The following is a 24,773-nucleotide window of genomic DNA, read 5'->3' on the forward strand; positions in this document are numbered from 1 at the left end:
GCTTAGCTTTGACGGGACGCCGCTATAGCAAGCCCGTCGACAACACCGGTAAAGGCCTCTGAATACATGAACTCAGCGGCGGGAAATACGGCCCGCATGCCGTCATCCACGATCGACATAAGACTTGAACCCCCAACAAAAACGACCTGTTCGATTTGGGCCTCCGACACGCCAGCCAACACGAGCGTTTCCTTGGCTGCATCGCGAATATCCGCGCCATATTCCGCAAGGGAGTCCGCCATGGATTGGTCTGACATGACGGCAAAGAGGCCCGCTTCAATCATTTTCATATCAATTCGCGCGTCGGAGCGGTCCTCTTGGTTCACCAGAATTTTAGCCCGCTCGACAGCAAAGGCGACCTCATGCCCCAACTCCTCGGTTAGTACCGTGAGCAGGCGTGAAAACAACACGGGTTCAAGTGCCAGCTTCCCAAGCTTCGCCATCGCCAACCGTGTCTGTTGCGTATAGAGAAACGGGATTTTCTCCCAAGTCGCCAAGTCTTGAAATATCGCGCTCGGGGCGGCCAATGCGCCCTCTCCGAATTCTTTGCCAATCAAGGAATCTTTGCCCAAAAGTGGCATCACATGGCGCACGCTGAGCCGTTTATCGAAATGGGTTCCTCCAAGTCGCACACCATGGCTCGCCAAAATTTCCTGCGTGCCAGCTTGCGTGCGAAACACCGTGAAATCCGAGGTCCCGCCGCCAATATCAACCACCAATCCAAGGCTACCATCTTGGCGCGCATGGCTGGCCAAGGCCGCGGCTTCGGGCTCCGGCATGAAGGATACTTCTTTGAAACCCGCCTTTAGGTAGCATTCCGTCAGATCGGCCAGCGCCTGCGTATTGCGCCCCTCATCCTTGGAGTGAAACCGCACGGGACGCCCCGAAAGCGCCCGCTCAAATGTCGTATAACATTGGGCCTCGGCCCGAGTTTTCAACACCTCAAGGAACCGCGCGATAATATCGCTGATCGTCATTTCGGCGCCCATTATCCGACGCTTTTCATGCATCAAAGACGTCCCAAGGACGCTCTTGAGGGCGCGCATATAACGCCCCTCTTCGCCTTGAATTAGGGCGCGGTTGGCTGCACTTCCGATCCGCATTTCCGCCGAATTCTGGGGAAAGAACACGGCTGTTGGCAATGTTTTCTCGCCCGCCTCAACCTCAATCAAGAAAGGTTTATCGTTGACCAAAACACCCGCCGCAGAGTTGGATGTCCCAAAATCAATTCCCAAAGCATTCATCGTCTGGCACCTTTATCGTCCGCAGGAACCGCGCTCTTTAGGCCCGTCATGCGAGAGATACAACCCTATCTGAATGCTAACTGTTGTCGTTTTGATTTGGACTGCGATCCCACTGCCGCGTCATGTTGCCGTTGATCCACGCAAGCGCCGCAAGTGACAACCCGAGGCCAAGGAAGGAAGCGACCCGAATGAGGCCCGCAAGCCCTGACATATCGATTAGAAAGACCTTCGCAATCGTGAGACCAATGCCGATCATAGCAAAACGCCGCAGCATCAAATTGCGACGGGAAAACGCATAGAATAAAAGCGCCGCCGAGGATAAAAGCATCGCGATGGTATAGCTATATAACTCCCCATCAAACACCCCTTGGTAGTCTTCCATATCGCCGCCCCACCAGATATGGCGGACTTCAAGCGCGGCGAAAATCACCGCATAGAGGGTCGCAAGCCCTGCATAGAATTTTCGCGTCCGCAGCTTCAGATGCGTCATACTCCATGCGATAAATCCAAAGAGGCAGGCCAAACCACCATAGCCAATGATCAAAGAGTTTAGGAGGATAGGGCCGATAACGGACTTAGCTTCTAAGCCCCAAACTGGATTGAAAATAATCAGTTCGACGAGCATCAACACTGTTCCCAAAATGCCAAAGATCCAAGCAAGTACAAGCCGCACGATCCGGAACATGCGCGCGCCATGCTTTGCGCGGTACAACTGATTGGCCGCCGAGACCCAAACCACCAAGGCCGCCAACGAAACCGTGATTTCATCGCCGCCGCCCAAATAATCCACCAAACGCGCGAGGCCGACACTGGCAAACATGGCCGCAAGACTCCAGAACGCAGATTCCACAACCAGAAGCGCGCCTTTCTGGTCTCGGGTTCTCAGGACGACAAACGTCGCCGCGATCAATCCAAGAATTGCAATCGCAACCAAAGAGAATTCCAGCGTCGAAACACGGTAAATCCACCAAAATCCAGGGTCGACAAAGGACCGGTAAGAGACAACGATCGTGCCGACCTGAACAAAATACGCCAACCGCCGCATGTCGAATTTACGCTCAAGAAGAGCGGCAAGTAGCACCATAACGCTCAAGGCCACCGTCAACGCCGCTTGTGACAACATTATCGTAAGCGCAAAGCTTATCAGGGAGAGGGCCGACATCGCAAAGATGGTCGCGCGGCGTTTATCAGGGCTGTCCAAGCGGGCGACCCGATGCGCCATGCCGACCATCAACGCGGCGACAAACATCGCGATACCGGCCCATAGGTTCGCGGTTAAAACATACACGGGTTGCCAAAACGCTTCGAGCGCAACAAGCGTGGCATTGGCCGTAACTGCGGCACCGACGCTCAAGGCAAAACGACCATTTTTGCGGTTGTTCCCCAGCCAAAAAAGCACGCAGCTCATCGCGATTCCGAGCGCGACGAGAACGTAAACGGTTGTTGGAAGGGAGGTCTCTGGAGCGCGCGTCAGACCCGCTTTAAATTCCGCGAGCAACGGCCCTCGATTGATCCCTTCAAGGGTGATCAAGGCCAGAAACACCACCACAGGCCCCATCGCCAATTCCCAAAGAGCGGGTGCTGCACGGAGCCAGAAATTAGTGGCCACAAACAGGAGCATAGCCGCGCCAATGGCCGCCCACGCGGTGGTCGCATTCGGAGCATCCGCCCCAACTGCTAGAATGACGACAAGGGCCGCAACAAACGTACCGAACGCCAGCCGCGTCGGGAACTCAACGGTCGGCAGCGTCTCCATTGACGACGAGAAATCCTTTCGGACAAGACGCCAAACCGCCTGCCCAACGGATGTGCCTTCGTGGTTGGGATATAGGGTTCGTACGGGGATGGCCGTGGCGCCCGCGGCAACAATCAGGGCAAACGCCAAGAAATAAACGCCTTCCGTAGTGCCCGATTGAAACAAAACCATTGCCGCAAAATAGGGCGCAACTATCGACAAAACCGAAACCCACGCACGGCGTTTCACCGTATCAATCGCCAATCCGACGAGGCAAATAAGGGCAAAATAGGCATATAAGAAATTCGGAGCCGTACTGGCCCCGCCGATAAGAAACGGGGCCAGCGAGGCTCCGAGCAAACCAACAATCGACAGAAACGGGCCATAGAACCAGCCAAGGACAAGCGCCACACAGGACACGGCCACAAGACCAATAAAAGCCATCTCCGCGCCAATGAGGCCATACATTTGCCGCGCCGCCAACACGCCGATGAACAATAGAACGATCCCAGCACCCGACAGCGTCGACGGAAGTGCTGCGGCGTGTCCCGTTTCATCACTGGCCCGTCTGTGCACCCATTCGCCCCCAGCTATCAAGGCGGCACCTAGGGTAAGGGTCCCTATGACGCGCCAAACAGGGGTCAGGATTCCGTTTTCCACACTGTATTGCACCAAGAATACGCCCGCCAATACGAACGAAAGCGCCGCAACTGCGAGGAACCATTTTTCTTTGAGCCAGTCTGAAACCGCCGCCGCATTTTCGGAGGTCAGAACGAAGGCTTTTGAGGGTTCTGGTGTCTGCACTTCTTTGAGGGAGGACGTGGGCCAGACTGTGGGTGCTACATCTTCGACAACTGCTGCCGACGCGGGAACAAAACCTTCCGGTGCCGGCAATGCCGCTTCACTGGGTGCGGTGTCCGTGGCCGCGTTTGACGCTTCCAGAACGTCCATACGCGCGCTGAGATCTTTAAGTTTTTTGCTTTGGCGGAAAAGGGTAAAGATCATCCACAGAAAGGCCAGCGGGATCAAAACACCGCCTAAGTCGAATAATCCCACGCCGCTCTCCCCTTGTTTTTATTCGGAGACTCCTAGGGCTGCCCCTTGCGCCTGTCAACTTTGCTCTAAAATCTCGTCCCACGGAATTTGAAAACTCTCGCCTTTGGCTGTCATTAGGGTCCGCGGAGACTGGTCGTTCAGCACCGAGAAAATCACTTCTTTAGGGCGGCAAAGAACGACCCCTTCAGAGGTACGCACGATTGGGCGCTCGACCAACATTGGGTCCGCAACCATCGCACGTAAAATCTCGCTGTCTGGTGTCGCAGGGTCCATGAGGCCAAGCTCTTTTGCGGGCGTATTGCGGGTGCGCAGTATATCGCGCGCCGAGAGTTTCGCGTCCGTCAAAATCGTGCGCAACAGATCTTCCGTCCACCCGACTTGCTGATACAACACAATCTCCGGAGTTTCGCCAGCGAGTTGCATAATCTCCAAAACAAACCGCGACGTGCTGCATTTTGGGTTGTGGTAGATGGTGCTGTTCATCCCTTTAGCCCTGTGCCGCCACGGCCGCCGCCCGAATTGCACGGATATTTTCGCCATAGGGCGCTGGGTTTTGCACACTACCACCAGAGAATACTGCCGATCCCGCGACCAAAACATCTGCACCTGCAGCCGTCACAAGAGGCGCTGTTTCGGGGGTCACGCCGCCATCAATTTCGATGTGAATGGGACGATCTCCAACCATGGCACGAAGTTTTTTAACCTTATCTATTTGGCTATGAATGAATTTCTGCCCACCGAATCCGGGGTTCACCGTCATCACACAAATGAGGTCAATCATATCCAGTAGATACTCGATGCTTTCAACGGGCGTAGCTGGATTGAGCGCAATACCCGCCTTGGCGCCCGCATTGCGGATCGCCTGTACTGTGCGGTGCGCGTGAGGGCCTGCTTCGACGTGGGCGGTAATAATATCGGCACCGGATTTGGCAAAGGCTTCGATGTAGGCGTCGACCGGAGTAATCATCAAATGCACGTCCATCACACCTTTGATATGGGGACGGATCGCTTTACAAGTCTCTGGACCGAACGTAATATTTGGCACAAAATGCCCGTCCATGACGTCAACATGAATCCAGTCCGCCCCCTGCTCCTGAACCGCCAAAATCTCGGCACCAAAGTTGGCGAAATCTGCGGCAAGAATGGACGGGGCGATTTTAATATTACGGTCAAAACTCATTGGGGTCTCCGTGGGCTAAGCGGGTTTTAGGCTCTCTTTCTTCTACCTACCTTGCTTTGCGAGCCTTGAAAACACTCTGATTTTGCCATTCCGACACACCAATCCTTGACCAAACGGTCAAACTTGCAATAACGAAGGAATAATGAGACCCTTTGTCCTGATCAATCCGGAGCCTCTTTGATGGAAAACCAAGCCAAGACGACGGTAAAAACCGCCGCTGTTGCCACCGCGCAATTGCCGCAAGTCCACGAGCCACGCAATCCTGGGATGGACCTTGATTTGGACTGGGTCCTTTCGGCGCAAGCGAACACCTCCGCGATTGAGCGCCGCGCTGCCTCGATTTCTGGACGGCGCTCCGTCAAAAAAGACTATCAAGCGGCGTGGATGCTCAAAGCGATTACGTTGATCGACCTTACAACACTCTCCGGCGACGACACTTGGGGTCGCGTGCGACGCCTGTGCGCCAAGGCCGCCCATCCCGTACGCGCGGATATTCTCGACGCGCTCGGTATGCCCCCGATCACCACCGGCGCGGTTTGCGTTTATCACGATATGGTCGAAACGGCGGTCGACGCCCTCAAAGGAACGGGTATCCCCGTTGCGGCCGTATCAACAGGTTTCCCTGCGGGTCTATCTCCCCTCCACCTACGCCTAGAAGAAATTCGTGAAAGTGTTAAAGCGGGTGCAAAAGAGATCGACATTGTAATCTCCCGCCGCCACGCACTCACGGGCAACTGGCAAGCAATCTACGACGAAATGCGGGCTATGCGCGAAGCTTGTGGCGATGCCCACGTCAAAGCAATTCTTGCAACGGGCGAGCTTGGAACCCTACGCAATGTCGCCCGCGCGAGCCTTGTTTGCATGATGGCAGGCGCGGATTTCATCAAAACATCAACGGGTAAAGAACCAGTAAACGCCACCCTCCCCGTCACCCTCGTGATGATCCGCGCCATCCGTGCCTATCACGCGCGCACGGGCTATCGCGTTGGCTATAAACCGGCGGGGGGCATCTCCAAGGCCAAAGACGCGGTTACGTACCTCGCCCTCATCAAGGATGAGTTGGGCGACCGTTGGCTGGAACCCGATTTATTCCGCTTTGGTGCTAGCTCGCTTTTGGGCGACTTAGAGCGCCAACTTGAGCACCATGTTACCGGCCGCTATTCCGCCGCCCACCGCCACGCGATTGGATAAGACCATGACAGTAAAAGAGATTTTTGATACAATGGAATACGGCCCCGCCCCCGAAAGCGCCTCCGAAGCCCTTGCATGGCTGGTGGATCGCGGCGACAGTTTTGGCCATTTCATCAACGGCGCCTTCACCAAGCCCGGCAAAGGCTTCCCGAGCAAAAACCCCGCCAATGGCGAGACCCTCGCAATCATCAGCCAAGGCACCCAAAGCGATGTTGACGCCGCCGTAAAAGCAGCCCGCGCGGCGCAAGGGCCATGGGCCAAAACATCGGGACATGCGCGGGCGAAATACCTCTATGCCATCGCGCGGTTGGTGCAAAAGCATTCGCGCCTCTTTGCGGTCCTTGAGACCCTCGACAACGGCAAGCCCATCCGTGAGAGCCGGGACATCGATATTCCTTTGGTCGCGCGGCACTTCTATTACCACGCGGGCATGGCGCAATTGATGGAAGCCGAACTTCCCGACGCCGAAGCCATTGGTGTTTGTGGTCAGGTCATTCCGTGGAACTTCCCGCTCCTGATGCTGGCTTGGAAAATCGCGCCTGCGATTGCAATGGGAAACACTGTCGTTTTGAAACCTGCGGAATACACGTCCCTTACGGCGCTGCTTTTTGCGGAAATCTGTCAAGAAGCGGGTCTACCACATGGGGTCGTCAACATCGTCACCGGCGATGGTGCCACGGGCGAAGCTATTGTTACCCACGAGGGGATCGACAAAGTGGCCTTCACCGGCTCGACCGCAGTTGGCCGCAAAATTCGCGCAGCAACAGCGGGACAAAACAAGGTTCTCACGTTAGAATTGGGCGGAAAATCCCCCTACATCGTTTTTGACGACGCCGATATCGATAGCGCCATCGAAGGGCTTGTCGACGCGATTTGGTTCAACCAAGGCCAAGTCTGTTGCGCCGGATCGCGCCTGTTGGTTCAGGAAGGCATTGCCGAAGATTTCTACGCTCGTTTGCGCGCGCGTATGGCCAGCCTGCGCATCGGCGATCCGCTCGATAAATGTATCGACGTGGGCGCAATCGTGGACCCCGTACAACTCGCGACCATCAAGCGCCTTGTCGCAGACCACGGCAACGAGGGCACCGTTTACCAAGCGCCTTGCATAATGCCTGCCGATGGCTGTTTTTACCCACCAACATTGATCACCGACCTTCACACATCATCGGTTTTGATGCAGGAAGAAATCTTTGGCCCTGTCCTCTGCGCGACCACCTTCCGCACCCCTGACGAAGCGGTCCAAATCGCCAACAACACGCGCTATGGCCTTGCGGCGACCCTCTGGACTGAGAACGTCAACCTCGCCCTTGACGTCGCCCCTAAACTTGTTGCGGGTGTTGTTTGGGTCAACGCCACCAACCTCTTTGATGCGGCCGCTGGCTTTGGCGGCGTGCGGGAAAGCGGCATGGGACGCGAAGGCGGTTGGGAAGGACTTTCGGCCTATACAAAATCCAAATCCAAATCCAAAAAACTCGCGCCTGTCGAGGCCATCCCCGAGCCAACCACGGTGAAGGTGAACGGCCTTGACCGCACCGCCAAACTCTATGTTGGCGGCAAGCAGGCACGTCCTGATAGTGGATACTCAAAAGCCGTTTACGGACATAAAGGGGCCTTGCTCGGACATGTTGGCGTCGGGAGTCGCAAGGACATACGCAATGCGGTCGAAGCGGCCCATAGCGCGTCAAAATGGGGAAAAACCACAGGACATTTGCGGGCGCAAATTCTCTATTACATCGCAGAAAACCTTTCGACCCGCGCCGAAGAATTTGCCAAGACCCTAGACGCCATGCAACCAAAATCCGCAAAACACAGCGGAAAGGCGGAGGTCGAAGCCACCATCAGCCGCCTGTTCACCTATGCCGCTTGGGCCGACAAATACGATGGGCTTGCCCATGGTGTTCCCATTCGCGGCGTCGCCTTAGCGATGAAAGAACCTGTGGGTGTGATCGGCGCGCTCTGTGCTGACGAAGCGCCATTGCTTGGCTTGATTTCGGTAATGGCACCGGCAATTGCGATGGGCAACACCTGCGTCCTTGTGGCAAGCCAGCCGTTCCCACTGGCGGCAACCGACTTCTATCAAGTGCTTGATACGTCTGACGTTCCTGCAGGTGTTGTGAATATCATCACTGGCGAACACAGCGGTCTTGGCGCAACTCTCACCGACCATATGGACGTCGACGCGATTTGGAACTTCTCGTCCACCGATATCTCAGGAGATCTTGAACGCCGCTCCGCGAGCAACCTCAAACGCACATGGCTCAATCAGGGCCACGCGCGCGATTGGTATGGCACTCAAGGGGGGGGACGCGAATTCCTCATGCAGGCCACCGAAGTGAAAAACATCTGGATTCCCTACGGCGAGTAAAAAAATGGGCGCTCGTCGAACCGTTCGATGCGCGCCCAATTCCAGTTAAGCCTATTTACGTGGCTTTGCGCGCCAAGATTCAAGCCACGCTTTGAACCGTCCCCAAACACCGCGCGCGCGGTCCTTAACGGCATCCGCGCGCTGGTCTGCGGCCTCAAAGGCTTCAGTAGCATCATCCAGCAAAGGGTCGATTTTGCGTTCGCGGAATTGCACCCACACCCGCCAAAGCCAGAAGATCAAACCAGCAAACGCGAGCAGGATGACGATGCTCATCCATGGGATAAGCCGCACGTCCGGCCCGTCGACAACTTTAAACTTGATAACATTTGGATAGATCGACAAAAACTCGCTGCGCCAGCCATAGTGGGTAACCGCGACCCAAATTGGGTCGTCGCGCAACGAAATCAAATCCGCAGCCTCCGCCTGGAGGTTTGAACTGTTTATCTTGAAGTAAGGCGGCCAGTTGAAAATTCCGGTGTCTTCATTGCGGTAGACAATGATTTTTCCGCCGTCATACGCCGCGTTCACGAGACGTAAATCGCGGTTGGTGGCCGCTTGGGCACCGCTGTCTGGTTCTGCATAAAAGAAACTGTTCGATCCTGAAAAATCGGCCCGAATAATCTCAGTCCCCGTGATGCGCACGATGTCGCGCTGCGGGAGATTATAGTGGAAAAAAGCAAAGATCGTCGTAACGAGCAAGACCCAGAAAGTTATTTTCACGTAGCGCATGACGACCTCAATAAAAATTGATTAAATAGAGAACGATGACATAAAGAACAAGGGGAATGACATAGATCAGAACAAGCGCTTTACGACGAAACGACTTGCGATACCGCTCCATCCCCTCCTCAATAAAGGCCTCTCGATCCCCATTTTTGATCTCTTCGTCGAACTCCTCCTCCAAGTCCTCACGACGCAGCGACGCTGCAAACCAGCGCGAAATCAAATAGATAACGGACAGTCCTACGAAGGCAAAAAAGAACTGCCGCACAAGAGTAAAGATCATGAACGCCTCCTCACGGCACCCCACGGGCCAACTCGATCGATAATATCCTCAACTATAGTTTCTGGTTCGGCCATCGAGTTCTCCCCCCCAAACAGCGCCTCGCGTGCCCCAACTTTATCCACTTGATACTCAGACACAAGAAAATCCGCGACATAGGTTTTCTTGCTATCAGCCCATGTGCTGTAGCGTTGGTAAAACTGTTCCTTGTGGCAAATAAAGAGCTGACGTATGTCTTTTGGCGATAATTCCGCAAGCAACATATTGACCAGATCAAAATTTGGACCCGACCGCGCCCGCAAAGTATAGAAATACGCCGCATCGTTGGAATTTAAGCGCGGCCACGGCCCATCGCCCTCGGACCAGCGCAATAGTTTCGCCAATTCGATGTATTCCTGCGGTAGGTTCTCAGCATATTTTCGTGTCAAATTGCGGATTTCTCGCCGATCCGCCTTCGCCAAATCCGCACCCATTTCCGCGGCGACATCTATGGCGATGAAATCCATTTTCTGCCGTAGGATCGAAGGAGCATCGACGGATTTTCCCTCCCAAATGGGTTCCACCAAATCATTCAACGAAAGAAACTGCGCAATTTTTGTGCGTTCCTTGATGCCGAAAACAAACTCCATTGGGAGGCCTTCGACTGCCTCGCGCCCATTGCTAGCGATTGCTGCGGGATGCTCCACATCTCGGAAAACATACAACCCGCCGAAATGCTTCGTCCAAAAATCATCTTGCTGAAATTTTGTAGCTTTAAGGGTGACAGGATTGCGTGTCACATCGCCGGTTTTCTTTGCTAACTCAATCATTTCTGCTATGAGGACATCATCCCACCACGCATCAGGGCGCGATTTGAAATCGGTAATCTTTTCGGACAGAACCTCTGCATTGGCAACGTGGGACTGGGTTGTATCCGCCCGCACAACGATTGTGCGGATGTCCAAAATATGCGCGGGATCACTCACCGAAAACACCGAGTTTTCCAATTCTCCGCCAACCGCATCACGGGCCGTCAGGGCAAAAAGCTCCGCCTCATTCTGCTCAATGAACTGTCGTAAAATCCGACGACTTGTGGAGAACTGTGCATTCAACAACGGCGCTCGTTTTTGTTCCGTCGTCAGAAGAATAAATTGACGGTTACAGCCCCCCTGATTGAGGTATAAATGATCGCCAAACTCATCGCCGATTTCGGGCGAGTATCCTGACAGATCAATGTGGAAATCCGTCAGCACTGTTTCTTTGCCAATGAGCAATTTCAACGCCGCGTTGTACCGCGCCACGAGCACGGTCGACCTCACAGGAACGAGATTTCCGAACATTAAACCGCGTTGGATTAGGCGTATCATGCGTGCCCCCCAAGATACCGCCGTTTCGCTTCTTCCATGCGTTCCATATCGCGAACGGCGTTTTCGATCGCCACTTCGTCGGATTTATCGGCATATCGGAATTCGGAATCCGCGTAACGGTTCACCTCTTGAATCACCATTTCAACGTTAATAGGTTTGCGCATATCTTCGATCATTGCGCGCTTCTCATCGTAGGGTTTGAACAAAAATAACTCCGGGTTTTCCATCCATTCATCGGGTAATTCAAAGTCCATCGCACGCACTTTGACAGCGTCCGTGATGTTCTTGATGGCCCGCCCCGTAAAACGTGGGTCCGCTTCCTGAATGGCCTTTAAATAGGTTCCGATCTTGGCAATCGTGTCGAGGTCTCCGAGGTCAGAATGCACCCGATCATAAACGTTGAGCAGGCCCAATTCGTGCGGTTTTGAATGCCCATCAAAGCTTGCGGCGACGGCTTTTTTGATTTCCTGCGCTTCAAATAAATTGTGCTTTCCTAGCGGGATATCGTGATTCCCCCCCATTAGAAGGCTCAGAATGTCGATATAATCGTCGCGTGTCTGCGGTCCATCCACAAGGAAGCGCGCGCCCGCACGTTGCCGCAACGCGTCATCGACATTCTCGGGATAATTGCTGAACATCCCAAAGGTACAATTCCCGCGCACGACGGTATTTGCGCCCGCGAAACTCTCCATCAATACTGCGGTAATTTCGAGTTGCCCCGCACTGGATTGTCGATCACCTCGCTTGCCTGCAAGTTGGTCGATATCATCAATAGTGCCAAAGCCAATGACGTTTGGATCGAGAATATTGTTGATAAACGCCTTGGCATTTTGTCCCGACTTGCCCTGATAACTATCGATATTATCCGTGCTCAGGTTTTGAAACCGGAAGGTATAGCCCGCAACATTGCAATACTCACTGATCAGGCCCGCCATCATTTGGATAAGCGTCGTTTTTCCGGTTCCGGGCGCGCCATCGCCCATGAACGTAAAGATGAAGCCACCAAGCTCGGCAAAGGGATTAAGCTTGCGGTCAAAATCATAGGCCATCAACATCTTGGCCAGTTTCATCGATTGATATTTGGCGATGTGGTTCCCGACAACCTCGTTCGGTTTCTTGAACGACATGGTGAGTTTGGTGCTTTTCCCACGGCCAGCAGGTGTAAAACCCGCGATCGTCAAATCATCGGCTTCAACGTGATAAGTCGCACTCGAAAAGGCCCCCACAGTCGTAACATTTTGCGCACGCAGGGTAACTTTTTCCATCAATTGTTCGCAATACGCCAAGATCGTCGCGGCAAGCCGCGCGTCCTCCGTCGCGAAGGCCCCGATATCCTGATCCAACTCCCAAAGCGCGCCGTGCAAGGCGATTTGGCCGTTGTCCGTCAAAACCTCCTCAACCTCGCCGACCTCCACCGTGGTTTCCCCCACAAAGGATGCCAAAAGATAGGCACAGGAGTTCGCGAAAACATGGAGAGAAATAAGGGCTTCCGCCGTAAGTAGCTCTGTGAATTCCGTCCGACGCGCCTCCTGAAGGGCTCCCGCCAAATTATCGCGTTTCAATGCGGCAAGATGGGTTGTTTCGCCAAATTGTTCCGATACTGCGAGCGAAATCGCAAGCGCGCGCCGCAAGGCATGCATCGCGCTGGCCTGAAGCGGCGACGTCAACGGATCGGCCTCATCTGCCCCCTCTATGCGGGCAACAAGCTGGACCCCCTCTGGGCGAGCAGTGCTGCGCGTCACAAGGCCCGGTGTTGTGCTGCGAAACCGCCGCCGCGTTCCGAGGCCGGCCGATTTTTCAGCGCCCGACGTGTCCTTGCCTTTGCCAATACGTGGGGTGTGGTCAAAGCCCACCAAGAGCGCCGATGCCGCATCATAATGTTTGCGAATATCCTCTTCGCGCAGTTCCATTTGATCGCTCGACAGGCTCATATCGACATCCTATTTTCTAATGTAACGGGCATTTTAATTATAGCTGATGACACGCCCATTGGGCGCGACGACGAATTTCTGCACATTTGCAAAGCCTGGAATCTTTAAATCATCCAAAACTTGATAAGGCTTTTGGGGTAAAATGAGAGACCTCTGTGTCCGCGTCGCGCCTGATTCCACGCCCTGTGCGCCAAAGGGATCAAGGGCAAAAACTTCGCGCTCTACTTTACCAAACCAGCCAGATTTTTCCTCAACAACCCGTTCGCTTTCGAGGGTTTCAACTGTCCAAGCCAGCGCCCAATCTTCTCCCTGCGGGGAGTGCGCGTCTTCTAATACCTGTCGAATGGGGCCGTTTTGCTGCGTGAAAGCGCTACTGTACATCGGCCCAACATACAGGCGGCGCAGACGTTTTGGGTGAAGGTCATCGAAATCAAGGTCGAACCCTTTTGCGATGGTCACCAATTTCAGGCCCGCCACGCTTTGGGACATCAACTTGGCTTGGGCCTGTGGCCAACGACGGGTGTCCTTGGGAAGCGCGGTTGCGCCCGTGTCCTCAACATCCATCAAGTAAATAACGGGCAAGTTGCTTTCGCTGTCGTAAACGGCCCAATGCACCAAAAAACTGCGCCGATTGTCGACGGTTCCTGCCCACAGAAGCTCTGGATCATTGCGATTCCAGAACATTTCGTTTGCCCGCAAAGCCTCGTAGTATTTACGCTGTGACATCGCGAATTGCAGCTTGGTCGGAATCTCAAGATCGCCAACAATCGTGCGCACCATATCGTCTTTTAGGGCCTCGATACTTGGCATATTGCGCAAATGACGCTCGGCTTGCTGCGCATCCGCGGCCATGTTCAGGATTTCATGGAAAACGGGAAAACCGCTCTCGGTGCTATCGATAGAAAGACTACCGAAAAACGTTCCAGTGTCGCGCCCAGTCAACAAATACTTATTGGCTAACGCGCGAAACGTGCGCCCTAAACGCTGCACATAATCCAGCACAACTTTGCGGTCCCGTTTAGACAGCCGTTGCTCATCTTTCATCATGTCGGCCACGGTTTCAAGATGGCCGGTGATCGTTTCAAATTTGGCAAAATAGCGGCGCGCAGCAAAGGTGTCGGTTAGTCCGACGTGGTCATTCATTAAGTCTTCTTTGATCGTCATTTTTGACCGTTCCAAATTGCCACTGCGCCACAAGATTACGTCCCTTTGGTGGCCCGATCAGCCTCCATAGAGGTTTTTATCGTGCTTCTCGACGATGGCTTCAAACCGGCGCGCAAAGCGCTCATCCGCTTTGGCCTTTTGCTCCAAAACTTTGCGAGCGAAAACCATGTGATCTTCGTGCGCTTCCATCATGTCCGCCATTTTCGCATTCGTGGCCGTGCCAATCGCCGCCATCGCGGTTTGCGCTTCCTTGTCGGTTTGCACACCAATCTCATTGATACGGTGCGCCACGTCTTGTTGCTGCGCCGTTTTGAGGGATTTTGTCAAAGCATCATACAAAACAACACGTTGCTTGGTGTCCGTCTGCAATTTATTGATCAAAACCATCTGGGTCGCTTCTTGATTTTGCAACGAGTCGATCCAGGTTTTGCCCTTTTCGATATAGCGCTCGAGTGTCTGGGAATTGGCCAGTTTTACCTGCTCCAGCTGCACTTTCTCGTTGAACGTCGTGTTCAACTTCGCGAGTTCTGTTTCAAGCTTTGTGCGGGCAGCGGCGTCTTGTTCAACGGAAATCTTGCCTTCCAGCGTGATAATTTTAGGGTCCATCGCAAGGATGTCCACTCGGAGCGTTTCAAGCTCGCCAACCACGGCTTCACGCTCGTCTAAAGTCTCAGTCAGGTTGGTTGAAACCTTCTCGCGTTGGGACACTAGCTCTGCGAGTTGGCCTTCGAGCAATGTCACAATAACATCCGATTTCGCGATCAAGTCTTGCAACTTGTCGTCAACGCTGGCCTCGCGCATCCGCTCTTGGCGCATGCTCTCGGACTTGCCGCGCGAGAAGATACCAATCAGTTTTTCGATACCCGATTTATTGCGTAACTCTTCGAAATCTTTCGAGAATCCAGCAGTTACATCGTCAAGTCCCATAATGAGTTCGGCGATATTTTCATTCATCAACTGCGTATGCGCATGAACATCGTCAAGCGTGGCATTCTCGATATCAATCGTAACATCGGCACCCGTTTTCATCTTGGCACGAGCAGACTCAATGCGCCCTGTAAGGTCAGCCATTTTTTGCTGTGTCTCGGCCGCTTGCTTTTGGGACTCAATAATTTGGGCTTCAAAATCTGCCATGGGGTTCCTCGTTATTTTGAATAGTGATCTAATATTTGGGGATTTATACTGCGTTTAACAGGTATTGGACATTGATATTTTTGTAAGAACACATTGGGGGTTCGGGCGGTTAAATCAGAAAAGGGCTCTCATCAACGAGCTCTCTGGATCTTTGAGGCCATCGATCACATTAAAATGGTGCTGTCCGGGTTCGATATGTAAACTTGCCCCCTCCCATGCTTGTGCGAGCCAACGGGCTTGATCCAAGAAAGCGGGACGTTCAGCGCCACCGACCCAAACGGTCACGGGAACGTCAACATGCTTTTGCAGGAGGAGCGGGCTTTCGGCCTCGGCCTCAGCCAAATCCAAGCGCAAATCCGCGTTCATTTTGGTCTCCATCAAGGGACGTAAATCAGAGAGCGGCGAGATGGGCACAACGGTTTTGATGCGCGCGGCGATTTCGGGGGCAAGCCCATCCTCACACAGCATCCGCGCCACCAAATGCCCGCCAGCGGAATGCCCCGCCAATACAATCGGGCCACGCACACGCTTGGCGGCTTCTTCGATCGCTTTTCGGATGCTCTGCGTGATTTCGGAAATCCGCGCTTCGGGGGCCAGCGGGTAGCTTGGAATTGCTACGGCCCAATCCCGCGCCGTAGCCCCCTCTGCAAAATGGGACCAGCGAAATTTATCAAACTGATACCAATAGCCACCATGCACAAAAACCATCAACCCCTCGGGACGACCAGACGGCAAAAACAGATCGAATTTCTCGCGCTCATGGGCGCCGTAAGAGAGGTTGACCTGAAGCCGCCCCGCCGCATTTTCCATCTCGCGCCATTCACGGGCGCTATCTTCCCATTGCTCCAAGAAATTTGACGCATTAGGAATGTATTTCGCGTTTGCGTAGGCGTCGTCCATGTCCATTCTCTGGCCTTCCAAATCGAGTTTTCTGCACCTTACGGTGAACAGATTTCAATGCAACCCGTGTTGCCTTTCCGTAAGCGTCAAACGTCTGAGGAACGCCATAAATACCGCGCGGCGGTGGCGATCAAACCCGACATTCCGGCAGCAATCGCAATCCAGCCTAAGAACCAAAACTGACCCGACAAGGCGTTTTCGGCATAAGATTCCGCGAATTTCATCTTGCCCATATATGCGGAAATCGCCCCGAAAACGAGCACCGTATCAAACAAGAATAGGGGGATCACCATACGAATATGGCTGCCAAAAACCGCGAAGGCAGATGCCCCAAAAATACCGATAACGCCACCAATGAACAGCACTTTTCCAGACCAGTAGGGATGGGCACCGAAGGCCTCGGGCAAGTGAAGCCAATCCGAAATTACCAAAAGCAGCACCGCCGCACAGGCTCCTATCACATTTAGTCGCATAAATTCTCTCCTTATTTTCAAACAGCTTAGCGCATCACACCCGCCCCGAATAATTTATTTCAAACCTTCACCAAGGATTGACCTTTGGCGCGCGTCCTATTCATTGTGATGCTAATGGAAACAAATGACGAAACTTTGGCACTGGCTGCCGCAAATGGAGACGGCACAGCCTTTGGTGTGCTGTTGCAGCGGCATTACGACCGTCTTTTTGGACTGTGCTTTCGCCTTTTGGGAAGTCGTGCCGAAGCCGAAGATTTGACGCAAGACATCTGCGCCGCCCTCCCCGCCAAACTCGCGCGGTTTCGGGGCGAGGCGAAATTCACGACATGGCTCTATCGTGTCGCGATCAATGCCGCCCACGATCGTCGCCGACGCCACGCAACCCACGCCAAGGCCTCCGACGGCTGGGGAGGGTGGGAAATTGGCCGCCAAGCGGATAACGACGAAATGCGCGAGAAACAAGACTGGCTGGCCGCCGCGATCACGGCCTTGCCGGATGAGTTGCGCGACACCGTTTCCTTGATCCTTGGACAGGAATTGACCCATGCCCAAACGGGCGAAATCCTCGGCGTTTCCGAGGGCACAATTGCATGGCGCATGTCAGAAGTGAAAAAACATCTGCGCGCCTACCACCAAAAGGAGGGCTATCCATGAACGATGATCTCGACGCCCTAAAGGCCATGATGGCCGACATTCCCGCGCCTGATGACGCCAAAAAACGGGCCGATATCGCGCTGGCGGAAAAAAACTTTAAAAACTTCCAAGGATCAGTGGTTGAGCCCCGTCCTACTTCTGAAAGCACGCCACTTCGGGCGGGCTGGATTTCAGGAGTAAAAAATATGTTCACTGCAATGACGTCCCGCACAGGTCTTGCGATTACAACTTCAATTGCCGCCGTTGGTGTCGGTGTGATTTTCGTGGAGTTGCAAAACACGCCACTTGCCCCACAAGCCACCACGTCTGAAGGCGCTAAATCTTTGCTTGAAGAAAGCATGCTCGCTCAAGATGAGGTTGTTGACATGATGGTCGCTCCCGCAGACGAATTGGCGGGCCGCTCCATCGTACAAATGACGAGCCCGGCGCCTGCAACCTCCCTCTCGCGCCTCAGCAAGGAAGCGGTAAGTATCGAACCGCAGTTCTACTTCCCCGACGACATGTCCGAGTCTGAAACCTTTTCCAACGCAGCACCAAATCCGCTAAAAACCACCAAAGAAGATCCCGTTTCAACCTTCTCGATCGACGTAGACACGGCTTCCTACGCGATCTTGCGGTCCTCCATCACCAACGGGTATTTGCCCGATCCAGACTCTGTGCGCATTGAGGAAATAATCAACTACTTCCCCTATGCCTATAAGGCGCCACAGGGCGACCAGCCGTTTTTGCCAAGCGTGACAGTTATGGACACGCCATGGAACGCGGGTACGCAACTGGTTCATATCGGCATTCAAGGGGCACCCCCCGCGACGGATACTCGCCCACCGCTGAATTTGGTGTTCCTCATCGACACGTCTGGCTCCATGCAAGACCAAAACAAACTGCCCCTTCTGAAGCAAAGCTTCCGCTTAATGCTCAGCGAATTGCGCCCCGAAGATCAGGTCGCGATTGTGGCCTATGCGGGCTCCGCAGGACAGGTTTTGGAACCCACTGCGGCCAGCGAACGCAGCACCATCCTTGCCGCGCTTGATCGCCTCGAAGCGGGCGGTGGCACGGCGGGGCAAGAAGGGCTGCAGCAAGCTTATACGATTGCGAAATCCATGCAGTCAGAGGGCGAAGTTACCCGTGTATTGCTCGCGACGGACGGTGATTTCAATGTTGGCATTCACGATCCAGCGGCGCTCAAATCCTATATTGAAACAAAACGCGACGAAGGCACCTATCTTTCGGTTCTTGGATTTGGCCGTGGCAACCTCGACGATGCAACCATGCAAACGCTGGCCCAGAATGGTAACGGACAGGCCGCCTATATCGACACGCTGGCCGAGGCCCAAAAGGTACTTGTCGATCAACTGACGGGCGCACTTTTCCCCATCGCCAATGACGTGAAGATTCAGGTTGAGTTCAATCCGTCCCAAGTCGCCGAATATCGGCTGATTGGCTATGAAACCCGCGTACTCAACCGTGAGGATTTCAACAACGACAAAGTTGACGCAGGCGAAATCGGCGCGGGGCATACCGTGACTGCGTTATATGAAATCACGCCTGTTGGCTCTAGTGCCATTAAAAACGATGAGTTGCGTTATGGTACAAAAGAGAGCGTACCGACGCCGAGTGACGAACTTGGCTTCCTCAAAATTCGCTACAAGACCCCAGGCGAAACACAAAGTGAACTCATCACCACTCCAATTAATGCAGGGATGGGCGAGACCTCAGAAGATACGCAATTTGCAGCATCAATGGCGGGCTTTGGTCAGCTATTGCGGGATGATACCTATCTGGGGGACTGGGGTTGGGACGAGGCGATTTCCCTCGCACAAGGCGCAAAAGGCGTGGACGCTTTTGGCTATCGCGCTGAGGCCGTCACCTTGATGCGTCTGGCAAAATCCATGGCGAACGGCAACTAATTCCCACAAAAAAACGGCGCGCAAATTCTGCGCGCCGTTCCATTCGTTTAGCGTCGATTAATTAACGGGTTTGGCTTCAATCTTCTTATTGTCGGCCAAATCACCGCTGGAAATCTCGATGCGCCGTGGCTTAAGCGCCTCCGGAACTTCCCGCTTCAAATCAATCGAAAGCATACCGTTTTCATGGGTGGCGCCCGTTACATGCACGTGGTCCGCCAGCTGGAACCGGCGTTCAAAGGCACGGGTCGCAATTCCGCGATGGAGATAGCTTGTTGTGGTGTCGTCGCTTTCTTTTTTCGCCGCAACGATCAACTCGCTTTCGCGCAGTTCAACCGAAAGTTCGCTGTCAGCAAAACCAGCAACGGCGATAGAGATACGCCATCCTTCTGCAGAGGTTTTCTCAATATTATAAGGGGGATAGCTTGGGCGTGCTTGGTCGGTCGAGCGGACACGATCCATAAGATCGGCAATCTGATCAAAACCAACAGTGGCACGGTATAGGGGAGCTAAATCAAAGTTTCGCATGGTCATTCTCCTGATGAGCAACAACGTTAAAATGGAGCCTTCCCGAGGGGACAGGCACGAACCAAGACCCAATATTGGCGCCTCGGTACATTTTAATTTGGGAACGTTCTTGGGGCTTTCAAGAGGGGCGTCGGAAAAACCTAAGGGCGTAAAAACTTCGCGCCAGAGCGGACAATACCCGTATGGCTGTTGCCGTTTAGGAACTTGGGCGAGCCTTTTTCAAAAACCGTCGGCTCTGCGGCCATTTCCGCCAACAAAACCGCGAGCGGTTCCGCAAGAGAGGTTCCAAGCGCAACCTGCCGCCCGCCCGCTTCGGCCTTTGCGGAAATTACCGACACAATTTCTGGATACCCGTTTCGCATCGAAAAAATCGGCGCACCCGACGAGCCGAAGTCGATATCACAAGACAAAACCAAAGTGCCCTTTTGCCGCGCCAAAACCTTGCACTCTTCTTGTAGACTCGCGCTGGCTTCCCGATCATGCGCATAAGAAACCACGCCCACAGTTGCCCCTTTGCGAGGAGAAGCGCCCGTTTCATAGGGGATGATCGACGTGCTGTTGATGGGTTGTGAGAGGCGCAGAAGTGCGACGTCATTCTCTACTTTTTGCGACACATTTTCGGTATCAAAGATATAGTCGGGATGTGTAACGGCATGCGCAACCCAGCGATAGGCGGACGCGCGACCATTGCGCCACCCAGCCAAAAATTCGATACCTTCTGGATCAACCCGCTCTTTGGTCGTTTTGTCAAAAAGGCAATGCGCCGCAGTCAGGACCAAATCGGGCGCAATCAGGGCGCCCGTACACATGGTTTTGCGGTCGATATTGAGGCGACCAACAGCCTCCCATCCGCGACTATCGTTGCCAGTTGAAAGCTTGCGCAACGTATCCGCCTGCGCGTGACCAAGGCCAACCAGAACCACAATTATTGCCAACAGTCCGCGCATATTTCCTCCGTCGCTTCCCCGGTAGTATTTCCGAGATAAGGCAGCAATATGGCCGAACTCAGTTCATTGCAGGCGGTTTTGGCCCACCAGTCGCCCAGTCCAAAAGTTCTACCGTGTGAACAATTGGGGCGCCGGCGGCCCGTCCAATTTGCATCATACACCCGATATTGCCTGCGGCAATAACGTCCGGTTTTTTCGCTGCGAGCGTTGCAACTTTACGCTCCTTCAGTTTTGCGCTGATCTCGGGTTGCATCAAGTTATACGTTCCTGCGGACCCACAACAGAGGTGCGCATCGGCAGGCTCTACAACCTCAAAACCAGCTTGCTTCAAAAGCGTTTTGGGATGGGTTTTGATTTGCTGCCCATGCTGCAAGGAACAGGCGGAATGATAGGCAACCCGCAGGCCTTGATCCTCACCTTTTGGCATGTCGAGTTGCATCAAAACTTCGCTCACATCCATCGCCAAGTCCGACACTTTTGCGGCATCTTGCGCCAAAGGATCATTGCGAAACATATGTCCGTAGTCCTTGACGGTCGTTCCGCAGCCAGACGTGTTGATGACAATCGCATCAAGCCCGTCAGTGCGGAACTCATCCATCCAAACTTTGATGTTTTGCGCCGCACTCGCGTGGCTTTTCTTTTCTTGCCCCATGTGGTGGGTCAATGCTCCACAACATCCCATCCCCTTGGCAATAACAACGTCACAGCCCAAACGCCGCAAAAGGCGGATGGTGGCATCGTTTATATCCGTATTCAGCGCTTTTTGTGCACAACCCGTCATCAACGCCACCCGTTTTTTGCGCAGGCCAATCGCGGGAAAGACTTGGGCGTCATCGTTGCGACTCACAGGTGGGATCGTTTTGGGTGCCATTTCGAGCATCGCCTTAAGCCGTGCATCAGGCATCAGAAAGGCAAAGGGTCGTCCGATTTTTGCGCCCAAAAGGGCAAGCCGAAACCGTTTTGGATAGGGTAAAATCTGCGCCAGCATCCAGCGCAAACTGCGATCCATAAACGGGCGTTTGTAAGTTTTTTCAATATATGCACGCGCCTGATCGACCAAATGCATGTAGTGGACCCCCGAGGGACACGTGGTCATACAGGCCAAACACGACAGGCATCTGTCCACGTGTTTCACGGTTTTCTCGTCAGCAGGTCGCCCGCTTTCGAGCATATCCTTGATGAGGTAAATGCGCCCGCGCGGACTGTCGAGTTCGTCGCCCAAAACTTGGTAGGTTGGGCAAGTCGCCGTGCAAAATCCGCAGTGGACACAGGCCCGCAGAATCTCGTTGGCGCGTTCAATCTCCGGATCTTTAAGCTGGTCAGGTGTGAAATTCGTTTGCATTTTCTATCCCATCAAACCTGGATTTAAGATCCCACGTGGATCAAACTTTTCGCGAAGCCCCACCGACAGCCGTTCAATCAAAGGATGCGCTGGGGCGAAGGTTGGGATATCGGCAACGGTGTCTTTCCCCGCGCGAATACGCGTGGCGTGCCCATCAAAAGCCCCCAGATCAACGCGAAGATCGTGCCCCTCGGTCGTAAGCGCCCAGATCAATCCGCCCGCCCAATCGAACAAGATTTTGCCGCCTGCGGCTTGCGCCAACCTTGGGGCATCGCTCGGAACACAGGAAATTTTCCAAACGTCACCCGCTTCATTGTGAAAGGGCGCGGCCTCGCTAATTCCTTGCCACGCAGCAGCGGTCCGTGTGGGGTCCGTTTGAACTGTGATGTCAGAGCACCCTTTGAACATCTCGACCAAAGCTTGCGCCCGGTAAGCAACCGACGCGTGAAAACCTTCGACCCGTAGCGTTGTCGCAGCCTCGCCCTCCATACCCAAAGGCATATGGGCCGCACCAGACACTTCATAAGGCGATCCCATCGCGCGGGACATCACCGAAACCGCTTCGGAATTGGTTAGACCTTTGATCAGAACCGTCGCGACCGCTTCGACTTGTGGCAAAACTTTAAGGGAAACTTCGCTCAGGATTCCCAATGTCCCATAACTGCCCGCCATCAGTTTAACCAAATCATAGCCCGTCACATTCTTCATAACACGGCCACCATTCTTAATAACATCGCCGCGCCCATCGACAAACCGAACCCCCAAAAGATGATCCCGACAGGCCCCAACCTGCACCCGCCGTGGGCCAGACACATTCGCGGCAACCACCCCGCCGATTGTCGAAGTCCCTTGCGTTCCAAGCAGGCTGCGATGGTCCATCGGTTCAAAGGCCAGCCTTTGATTTTCGGCAGCGAGTGCATTTTCGATTTCCAAAAGGGGCGTGCCTGATTTTGCAACCAAAGTGAGTGCGCCTGGATCATAGAGCGTAATTCCGGAAAGCGCGGAAGTACTCACCACATCCTCCGCCTGAGTGGAGCCAATTCTGCGCGTATCTCCGCCTGTAACACGTATCGCGCGGCTCGCATCCCGCACAAATTCGGCAAGCTCTTTTTCGGAACGCGGGCAATTGATTTGAGATTTAGTCATTGGGGATCAATTCCTTAGCAGCACGCCGCGTTTCTGTTGTTGAAAGGGGAAAAACTTTCGCCGCATTCAACAGCCACATTGGATCAAACACATCTTTGACTCGCAACTGTGCCTCCAAATCCGCTTCTGTGTATTGGTCCAACATCAAATCCCGCTTCTCTACGCCGACCCCGTGCTCGCCCGTCAAACAACCGCCAACCTCCACACAAAGCCGCAGAATATCCGCCCCCAAAGCCTCGCATTTTTCCAGATCCCCCGCTTTGTTTGCATCAAACAGGATCAGCGGGTGCATGTTGCCATCGCCTGCGTGAAAAACATTTGCCACATCAAGGCCGTAGCCAGCCGAGAGTTCGCGGATGCGCTTCAGAACGAGCGGCAACTCGGAAACAGGAATCGTGCCGTCCAAACACATATAGTCGTTGATTTGCCCCATTGCACCGAAGGCCGACTTACGGCCCAGCCAAATCGCGGCGCTTTCTTCGGCAGATTTGCTTTCACGAAATTCGACGGGATTGTGGCGCATGGCAATCGCTTTGATCAGGTCAAGCTGGTGCGCGATTTCGGCATCGCTTCCCTCAACCTCGACAATCAAAAGCGCTTCGCAATCGGGGTAGCCCGCATGAGCAAAGGCTTCGCAAGCGCGAATGCAAGGGCGGTCCATAAACTCAATCGCGACGGGTAAGACCCCCGCCTTGATGATGTCGCTCACACAAGCGCCTGCGACCTCATTACTGTCGTAGCCGATCAACACGGGCCGCGCGCCTTCGGGTTTGGGAAGAATGCGCAGGGTGGCTTCGGTGACAACTCCAAGCTGCCCTTCGCTACCACAAATCACGCCCAATAAATCAAGCCCTGCGGCCCCCATATGGGCCCCACCAATATCGACAATTTCGCCCTCCATCGTCACCATTCGAACACCGAGCAGGTTGTTCGTCGTAACCCCATATTTCAGGCAATGCGCACCGCCAGAATTCATCGCAATATTGCCCGCAATCGCACAGGCAAGCTGGCTACTTGGATCGGGCGCATAAAAAAAATCGTTCTCCTCAACCGCACCGGATACGCTTAAATTGGTACGACCCGTTTGCACGCGGATAAAGCGATTGTCGTAGTCGGTTTCGAGTACTTCGTTCATGCGGGCCACGCCCAAAACAACGCAATCGGCGGTCGGAAGCGCACCTCCGGCAAGCGACGTCCCTGCCCCGCGCGGCACAACGGGAACGTTCTCTTGCGCGCATATCCTCAAAACGGCGGCGACTTCTTCGGTTGTCGTTGGCAAAACCACACACATCGGCGGACAACGGTAGGCCGTCAGCGCATCACACTCATAGGCGCGGGTTTCGATTTCATCGTGAATTACCGTGCCTGTGTGAAGAACGGCCTGCAGGAGCGAAACGATCTGCGATTTGCGATCTAGTACCTTTACATCGGGGGTTGGCATTTCCATAATTTCACCTTGCAGTTTTGAATTGGTAAGAAATTATAACCAATTTTTTGATCTAGCAACCCCCAATCGCGCGCGCTAATGTA

Annotated in this window: 21 protein-coding genes; 4 read left to right on the forward strand and 17 right to left on the reverse strand. The window is 54.0% G+C overall.

The genetic code is table 11. The annotated features are described in order from the left end of the window. Nucleotides 1-2 precede the first annotated feature (2 nt). The 4 genes from AB9F26_RS09940 to rpe all read right to left on the reverse strand — a co-directional run bounded on the left by AB9F26_RS09940 (nt 3) and on the right by rpe (nt 5,215). A complete protein-coding gene (locus AB9F26_RS09940) occupies nt 3-1,244 on the reverse strand; it encodes an Hsp70 family protein (RefSeq protein ID WP_335584160.1) in 1,242 nt (413 codons plus the stop codon). 76 nt (nt 1,245-1,320) lie between these two features. Continuing rightward, entirely contained in the window at nt 1,321-4,035 is a 2,715-nt protein-coding gene (locus AB9F26_RS09945) for a DUF2339 domain-containing protein (RefSeq protein WP_369767947.1), read from the reverse strand. Between the two features lie 54 nt (nt 4,036-4,089). Beyond that, nucleotides 4,090-4,518 (reverse strand): arsenate reductase family protein, encoded by a 429-nt coding sequence (locus AB9F26_RS09950; RefSeq protein ID WP_335584162.1) that lies wholly within the window; start codon nt 4,516-4,518, stop codon nt 4,090-4,092. A gap of 4 nt (nt 4,519-4,522) precedes the next feature. Next, complete coding sequence (gene rpe / locus AB9F26_RS09955) at nt 4,523-5,215, reverse strand: ribulose-phosphate 3-epimerase (RefSeq protein WP_335584163.1); 693 nt, start codon at nt 5,213-5,215, stop codon at nt 4,523-4,525. Nucleotides 5,216-5,395: 180 nt separating this feature from the next. On the opposite strand from rpe, the gene deoC reads away from it, so the two are divergent. Continuing rightward, the gene (deoC, locus tag AB9F26_RS09960; protein ID WP_335584164.1) at nt 5,396-6,406 is read left to right on the forward strand and encodes a deoxyribose-phosphate aldolase; all 1,011 of its coding nucleotides are present in this window, start codon (nt 5,396-5,398) and stop codon (nt 6,404-6,406) included. Between the two features lie 4 nt (nt 6,407-6,410). Further along, a complete protein-coding gene (locus AB9F26_RS09965; RefSeq protein ID WP_369767948.1) occupies nt 6,411-8,771 on the forward strand; it encodes an aldehyde dehydrogenase family protein in 2,361 nt (786 codons plus the stop codon). A 51-nt stretch (nt 8,772-8,822) separates the two neighbouring features. Here the strand turns inward: AB9F26_RS09965 and AB9F26_RS09970 are convergent, their stop codons facing one another. The 8 genes from AB9F26_RS09970 to AB9F26_RS10005 all read right to left on the reverse strand — a co-directional run bounded on the left by AB9F26_RS09970 (nt 8,823) and on the right by AB9F26_RS10005 (nt 16,722). After that, nucleotides 8,823-9,500 carry a DUF1523 family protein gene (locus AB9F26_RS09970; protein ID WP_369767949.1) on the reverse strand — a complete coding sequence of 226 codons (678 nt, stop codon included), beginning with the start codon at nt 9,498-9,500 and terminating at the stop codon, nt 8,823-8,825. Between the two features lie 7 nt (nt 9,501-9,507). Beyond that, a complete protein-coding gene (locus AB9F26_RS09975; protein ID WP_335584167.1) occupies nt 9,508-9,777 on the reverse strand; it encodes a hypothetical protein in 270 nt (89 codons plus the stop codon). Further along, complete coding sequence (locus AB9F26_RS09980) at nt 9,774-11,120, reverse strand: DUF6638 family protein (protein WP_335584168.1); 1,347 nt, start codon at nt 11,118-11,120, stop codon at nt 9,774-9,776. The genes AB9F26_RS09975 and AB9F26_RS09980 overlap by 4 nt, the downstream gene beginning before the upstream one ends. Continuing rightward, nucleotides 11,117-13,051, reverse strand: coding sequence for an ATP-binding protein (locus AB9F26_RS09985; RefSeq protein WP_335584169.1), 1,935 nt, complete (start codon nt 13,049-13,051; stop codon nt 11,117-11,119). The genes AB9F26_RS09980 and AB9F26_RS09985 overlap by 4 nt, the downstream gene beginning before the upstream one ends. Before the next feature lie 33 nt (nt 13,052-13,084). Next, on the reverse strand, nt 13,085-14,215 hold the full coding sequence (locus AB9F26_RS09990; RefSeq protein WP_335584170.1) for a hypothetical protein: 1,131 nt from the start codon (nt 14,213-14,215) through the stop codon (nt 13,085-13,087). A 57-nt stretch (nt 14,216-14,272) separates the two neighbouring features. Beyond that, on the reverse strand, nt 14,273-15,349 hold the full coding sequence (locus tag AB9F26_RS09995) for a hypothetical protein (RefSeq protein ID WP_335584171.1): 1,077 nt from the start codon (nt 15,347-15,349) through the stop codon (nt 14,273-14,275). A gap of 114 nt (nt 15,350-15,463) precedes the next feature. Then, nucleotides 15,464-16,255, reverse strand: a complete 792-nt coding sequence (locus tag AB9F26_RS10000; RefSeq protein ID WP_335584172.1) for an alpha/beta hydrolase — start codon at nt 16,253-16,255, stop codon at nt 15,464-15,466. An 80-nt stretch (nt 16,256-16,335) separates the two neighbouring features. Next, the gene (locus AB9F26_RS10005; protein ID WP_335584173.1) at nt 16,336-16,722 is read right to left on the reverse strand and encodes a hypothetical protein; all 387 of its coding nucleotides are present in this window, start codon (nt 16,720-16,722) and stop codon (nt 16,336-16,338) included. 114 nt (nt 16,723-16,836) lie between these two features. Here AB9F26_RS10005 and AB9F26_RS10010 point away from each other — a divergent pair, with 114 nt between their 5' ends. Both AB9F26_RS10010 and AB9F26_RS10015 read left to right on the forward strand, forming a co-directional pair. Continuing rightward, a complete protein-coding gene (locus AB9F26_RS10010; protein WP_335584186.1) occupies nt 16,837-17,376 on the forward strand; it encodes an RNA polymerase sigma factor in 540 nt (179 codons plus the stop codon). Between the two features lie 26 nt (nt 17,377-17,402). Then, a complete protein-coding gene (locus tag AB9F26_RS10015) occupies nt 17,403-19,283 on the forward strand; it encodes a von Willebrand factor type A domain-containing protein (RefSeq protein WP_369768089.1) in 1,881 nt (626 codons plus the stop codon). Nucleotides 19,284-19,340: 57 nt separating this feature from the next. On the opposite strand, the gene AB9F26_RS10020 is transcribed toward AB9F26_RS10015, so the two are convergent. From AB9F26_RS10020 to AB9F26_RS10040, 5 genes are all read right to left on the reverse strand, one after another. Continuing rightward, nucleotides 19,341-19,808, reverse strand: a complete 468-nt coding sequence (locus AB9F26_RS10020) for an Hsp20 family protein (protein ID WP_369767950.1) — start codon at nt 19,806-19,808, stop codon at nt 19,341-19,343. Nucleotides 19,809-19,948: 140 nt separating this feature from the next. Then, nucleotides 19,949-20,755: a serine protease gene (locus AB9F26_RS10025; protein WP_369754727.1), complete on the reverse strand. Its 807-nt coding sequence runs from the start codon at nt 20,753-20,755 to the stop codon at nt 19,949-19,951. A gap of 58 nt (nt 20,756-20,813) precedes the next feature. Then, a complete protein-coding gene (glcF, locus tag AB9F26_RS10030; protein WP_369754728.1) occupies nt 20,814-22,097 on the reverse strand; it encodes a glycolate oxidase subunit GlcF in 1,284 nt (427 codons plus the stop codon). Between the two features lie 3 nt (nt 22,098-22,100). Then, on the reverse strand, nt 22,101-23,243 hold the full coding sequence (locus AB9F26_RS10035) for an FAD-binding protein (RefSeq protein WP_369767951.1): 1,143 nt from the start codon (nt 23,241-23,243) through the stop codon (nt 22,101-22,103). Further along, nucleotides 23,236-24,690 carry an FAD-linked oxidase C-terminal domain-containing protein gene (locus AB9F26_RS10040; RefSeq protein WP_335584179.1) on the reverse strand — a complete coding sequence of 485 codons (1,455 nt, stop codon included), beginning with the start codon at nt 24,688-24,690 and terminating at the stop codon, nt 23,236-23,238. Before AB9F26_RS10040 ends, AB9F26_RS10035 begins: the two co-directional genes overlap by 8 nt. Nucleotides 24,691-24,773 lie beyond the last annotated feature (83 nt).

Source organism: Falsihalocynthiibacter sp. BN13B15 (assembly GCF_041205415.1).
Lineage (GTDB): Bacteria > Pseudomonadota > Alphaproteobacteria > Rhodobacterales > Rhodobacteraceae > Falsihalocynthiibacter > Falsihalocynthiibacter arcticus.

Excerpts from the sequence above, each read along its gene's own strand:
- AB9F26_RS09940 (WP_335584160.1), bottom strand. The coding sequence starts at position 1,244 with ATGAATGCTTTGGGAATTGATTTTGGGACATCCAACTCTGCGGCGGGT.
- AB9F26_RS09950 (WP_335584162.1), bottom strand. The coding sequence starts at position 4,518 with ATGAACAGCACCATCTACCACAACCCAAAATGCAGCACGTCGCGGTTT.
- rpe (WP_335584163.1), bottom strand. The coding sequence starts at position 5,215 with ATGAGTTTTGACCGTAATATTAAAATCGCCCCGTCCATTCTTGCCGCA.
- deoC (WP_335584164.1), top strand. The coding sequence starts at position 5,396 with ATGGAAAACCAAGCCAAGACGACGGTAAAAACCGCCGCTGTTGCCACC.
- AB9F26_RS09965 (WP_369767948.1), top strand. The coding sequence starts at position 6,411 with ATGACAGTAAAAGAGATTTTTGATACAATGGAATACGGCCCCGCCCCC.
- AB9F26_RS09970 (WP_369767949.1), bottom strand. The coding sequence starts at position 9,500 with ATGCGCTACGTGAAAATAACTTTCTGGGTCTTGCTCGTTACGACGATC.
- AB9F26_RS09975 (WP_335584167.1), bottom strand. The coding sequence starts at position 9,777 with ATGATCTTTACTCTTGTGCGGCAGTTCTTTTTTGCCTTCGTAGGACTG.
- AB9F26_RS09980 (WP_335584168.1), bottom strand. The coding sequence starts at position 11,120 with ATGATACGCCTAATCCAACGCGGTTTAATGTTCGGAAATCTCGTTCCT.
- AB9F26_RS09985 (WP_335584169.1), bottom strand. The coding sequence starts at position 13,051 with ATGAGCCTGTCGAGCGATCAAATGGAACTGCGCGAAGAGGATATTCGC.
- AB9F26_RS09990 (WP_335584170.1), bottom strand. The coding sequence starts at position 14,215 with ATGACGATCAAAGAAGACTTAATGAATGACCACGTCGGACTAACCGAC.
- AB9F26_RS09995 (WP_335584171.1), bottom strand. The coding sequence starts at position 15,349 with ATGGCAGATTTTGAAGCCCAAATTATTGAGTCCCAAAAGCAAGCGGCC.
- AB9F26_RS10000 (WP_335584172.1), bottom strand. The coding sequence starts at position 16,255 with ATGGACATGGACGACGCCTACGCAAACGCGAAATACATTCCTAATGCG.
- AB9F26_RS10005 (WP_335584173.1), bottom strand. The coding sequence starts at position 16,722 with ATGCGACTAAATGTGATAGGAGCCTGTGCGGCGGTGCTGCTTTTGGTA.
- AB9F26_RS10010 (WP_335584186.1), top strand. The coding sequence starts at position 16,837 with ATGGAAACAAATGACGAAACTTTGGCACTGGCTGCCGCAAATGGAGAC.
- AB9F26_RS10015 (WP_369768089.1), top strand. The coding sequence starts at position 17,403 with ATGATGGCCGACATTCCCGCGCCTGATGACGCCAAAAAACGGGCCGAT.
- AB9F26_RS10020 (WP_369767950.1), bottom strand. The coding sequence starts at position 19,808 with ATGCGAAACTTTGATTTAGCTCCCCTATACCGTGCCACTGTTGGTTTT.
- AB9F26_RS10025 (WP_369754727.1), bottom strand. The coding sequence starts at position 20,755 with ATGCGCGGACTGTTGGCAATAATTGTGGTTCTGGTTGGCCTTGGTCAC.
- glcF (WP_369754728.1), bottom strand. The coding sequence starts at position 22,097 with ATGCAAACGAATTTCACACCTGACCAGCTTAAAGATCCGGAGATTGAA.
- AB9F26_RS10035 (WP_369767951.1), bottom strand. The coding sequence starts at position 23,243 with ATGACTAAATCTCAAATCAATTGCCCGCGTTCCGAAAAAGAGCTTGCC.
- AB9F26_RS10040 (WP_335584179.1), bottom strand. The coding sequence starts at position 24,690 with ATGGAAATGCCAACCCCCGATGTAAAGGTACTAGATCGCAAATCGCAG.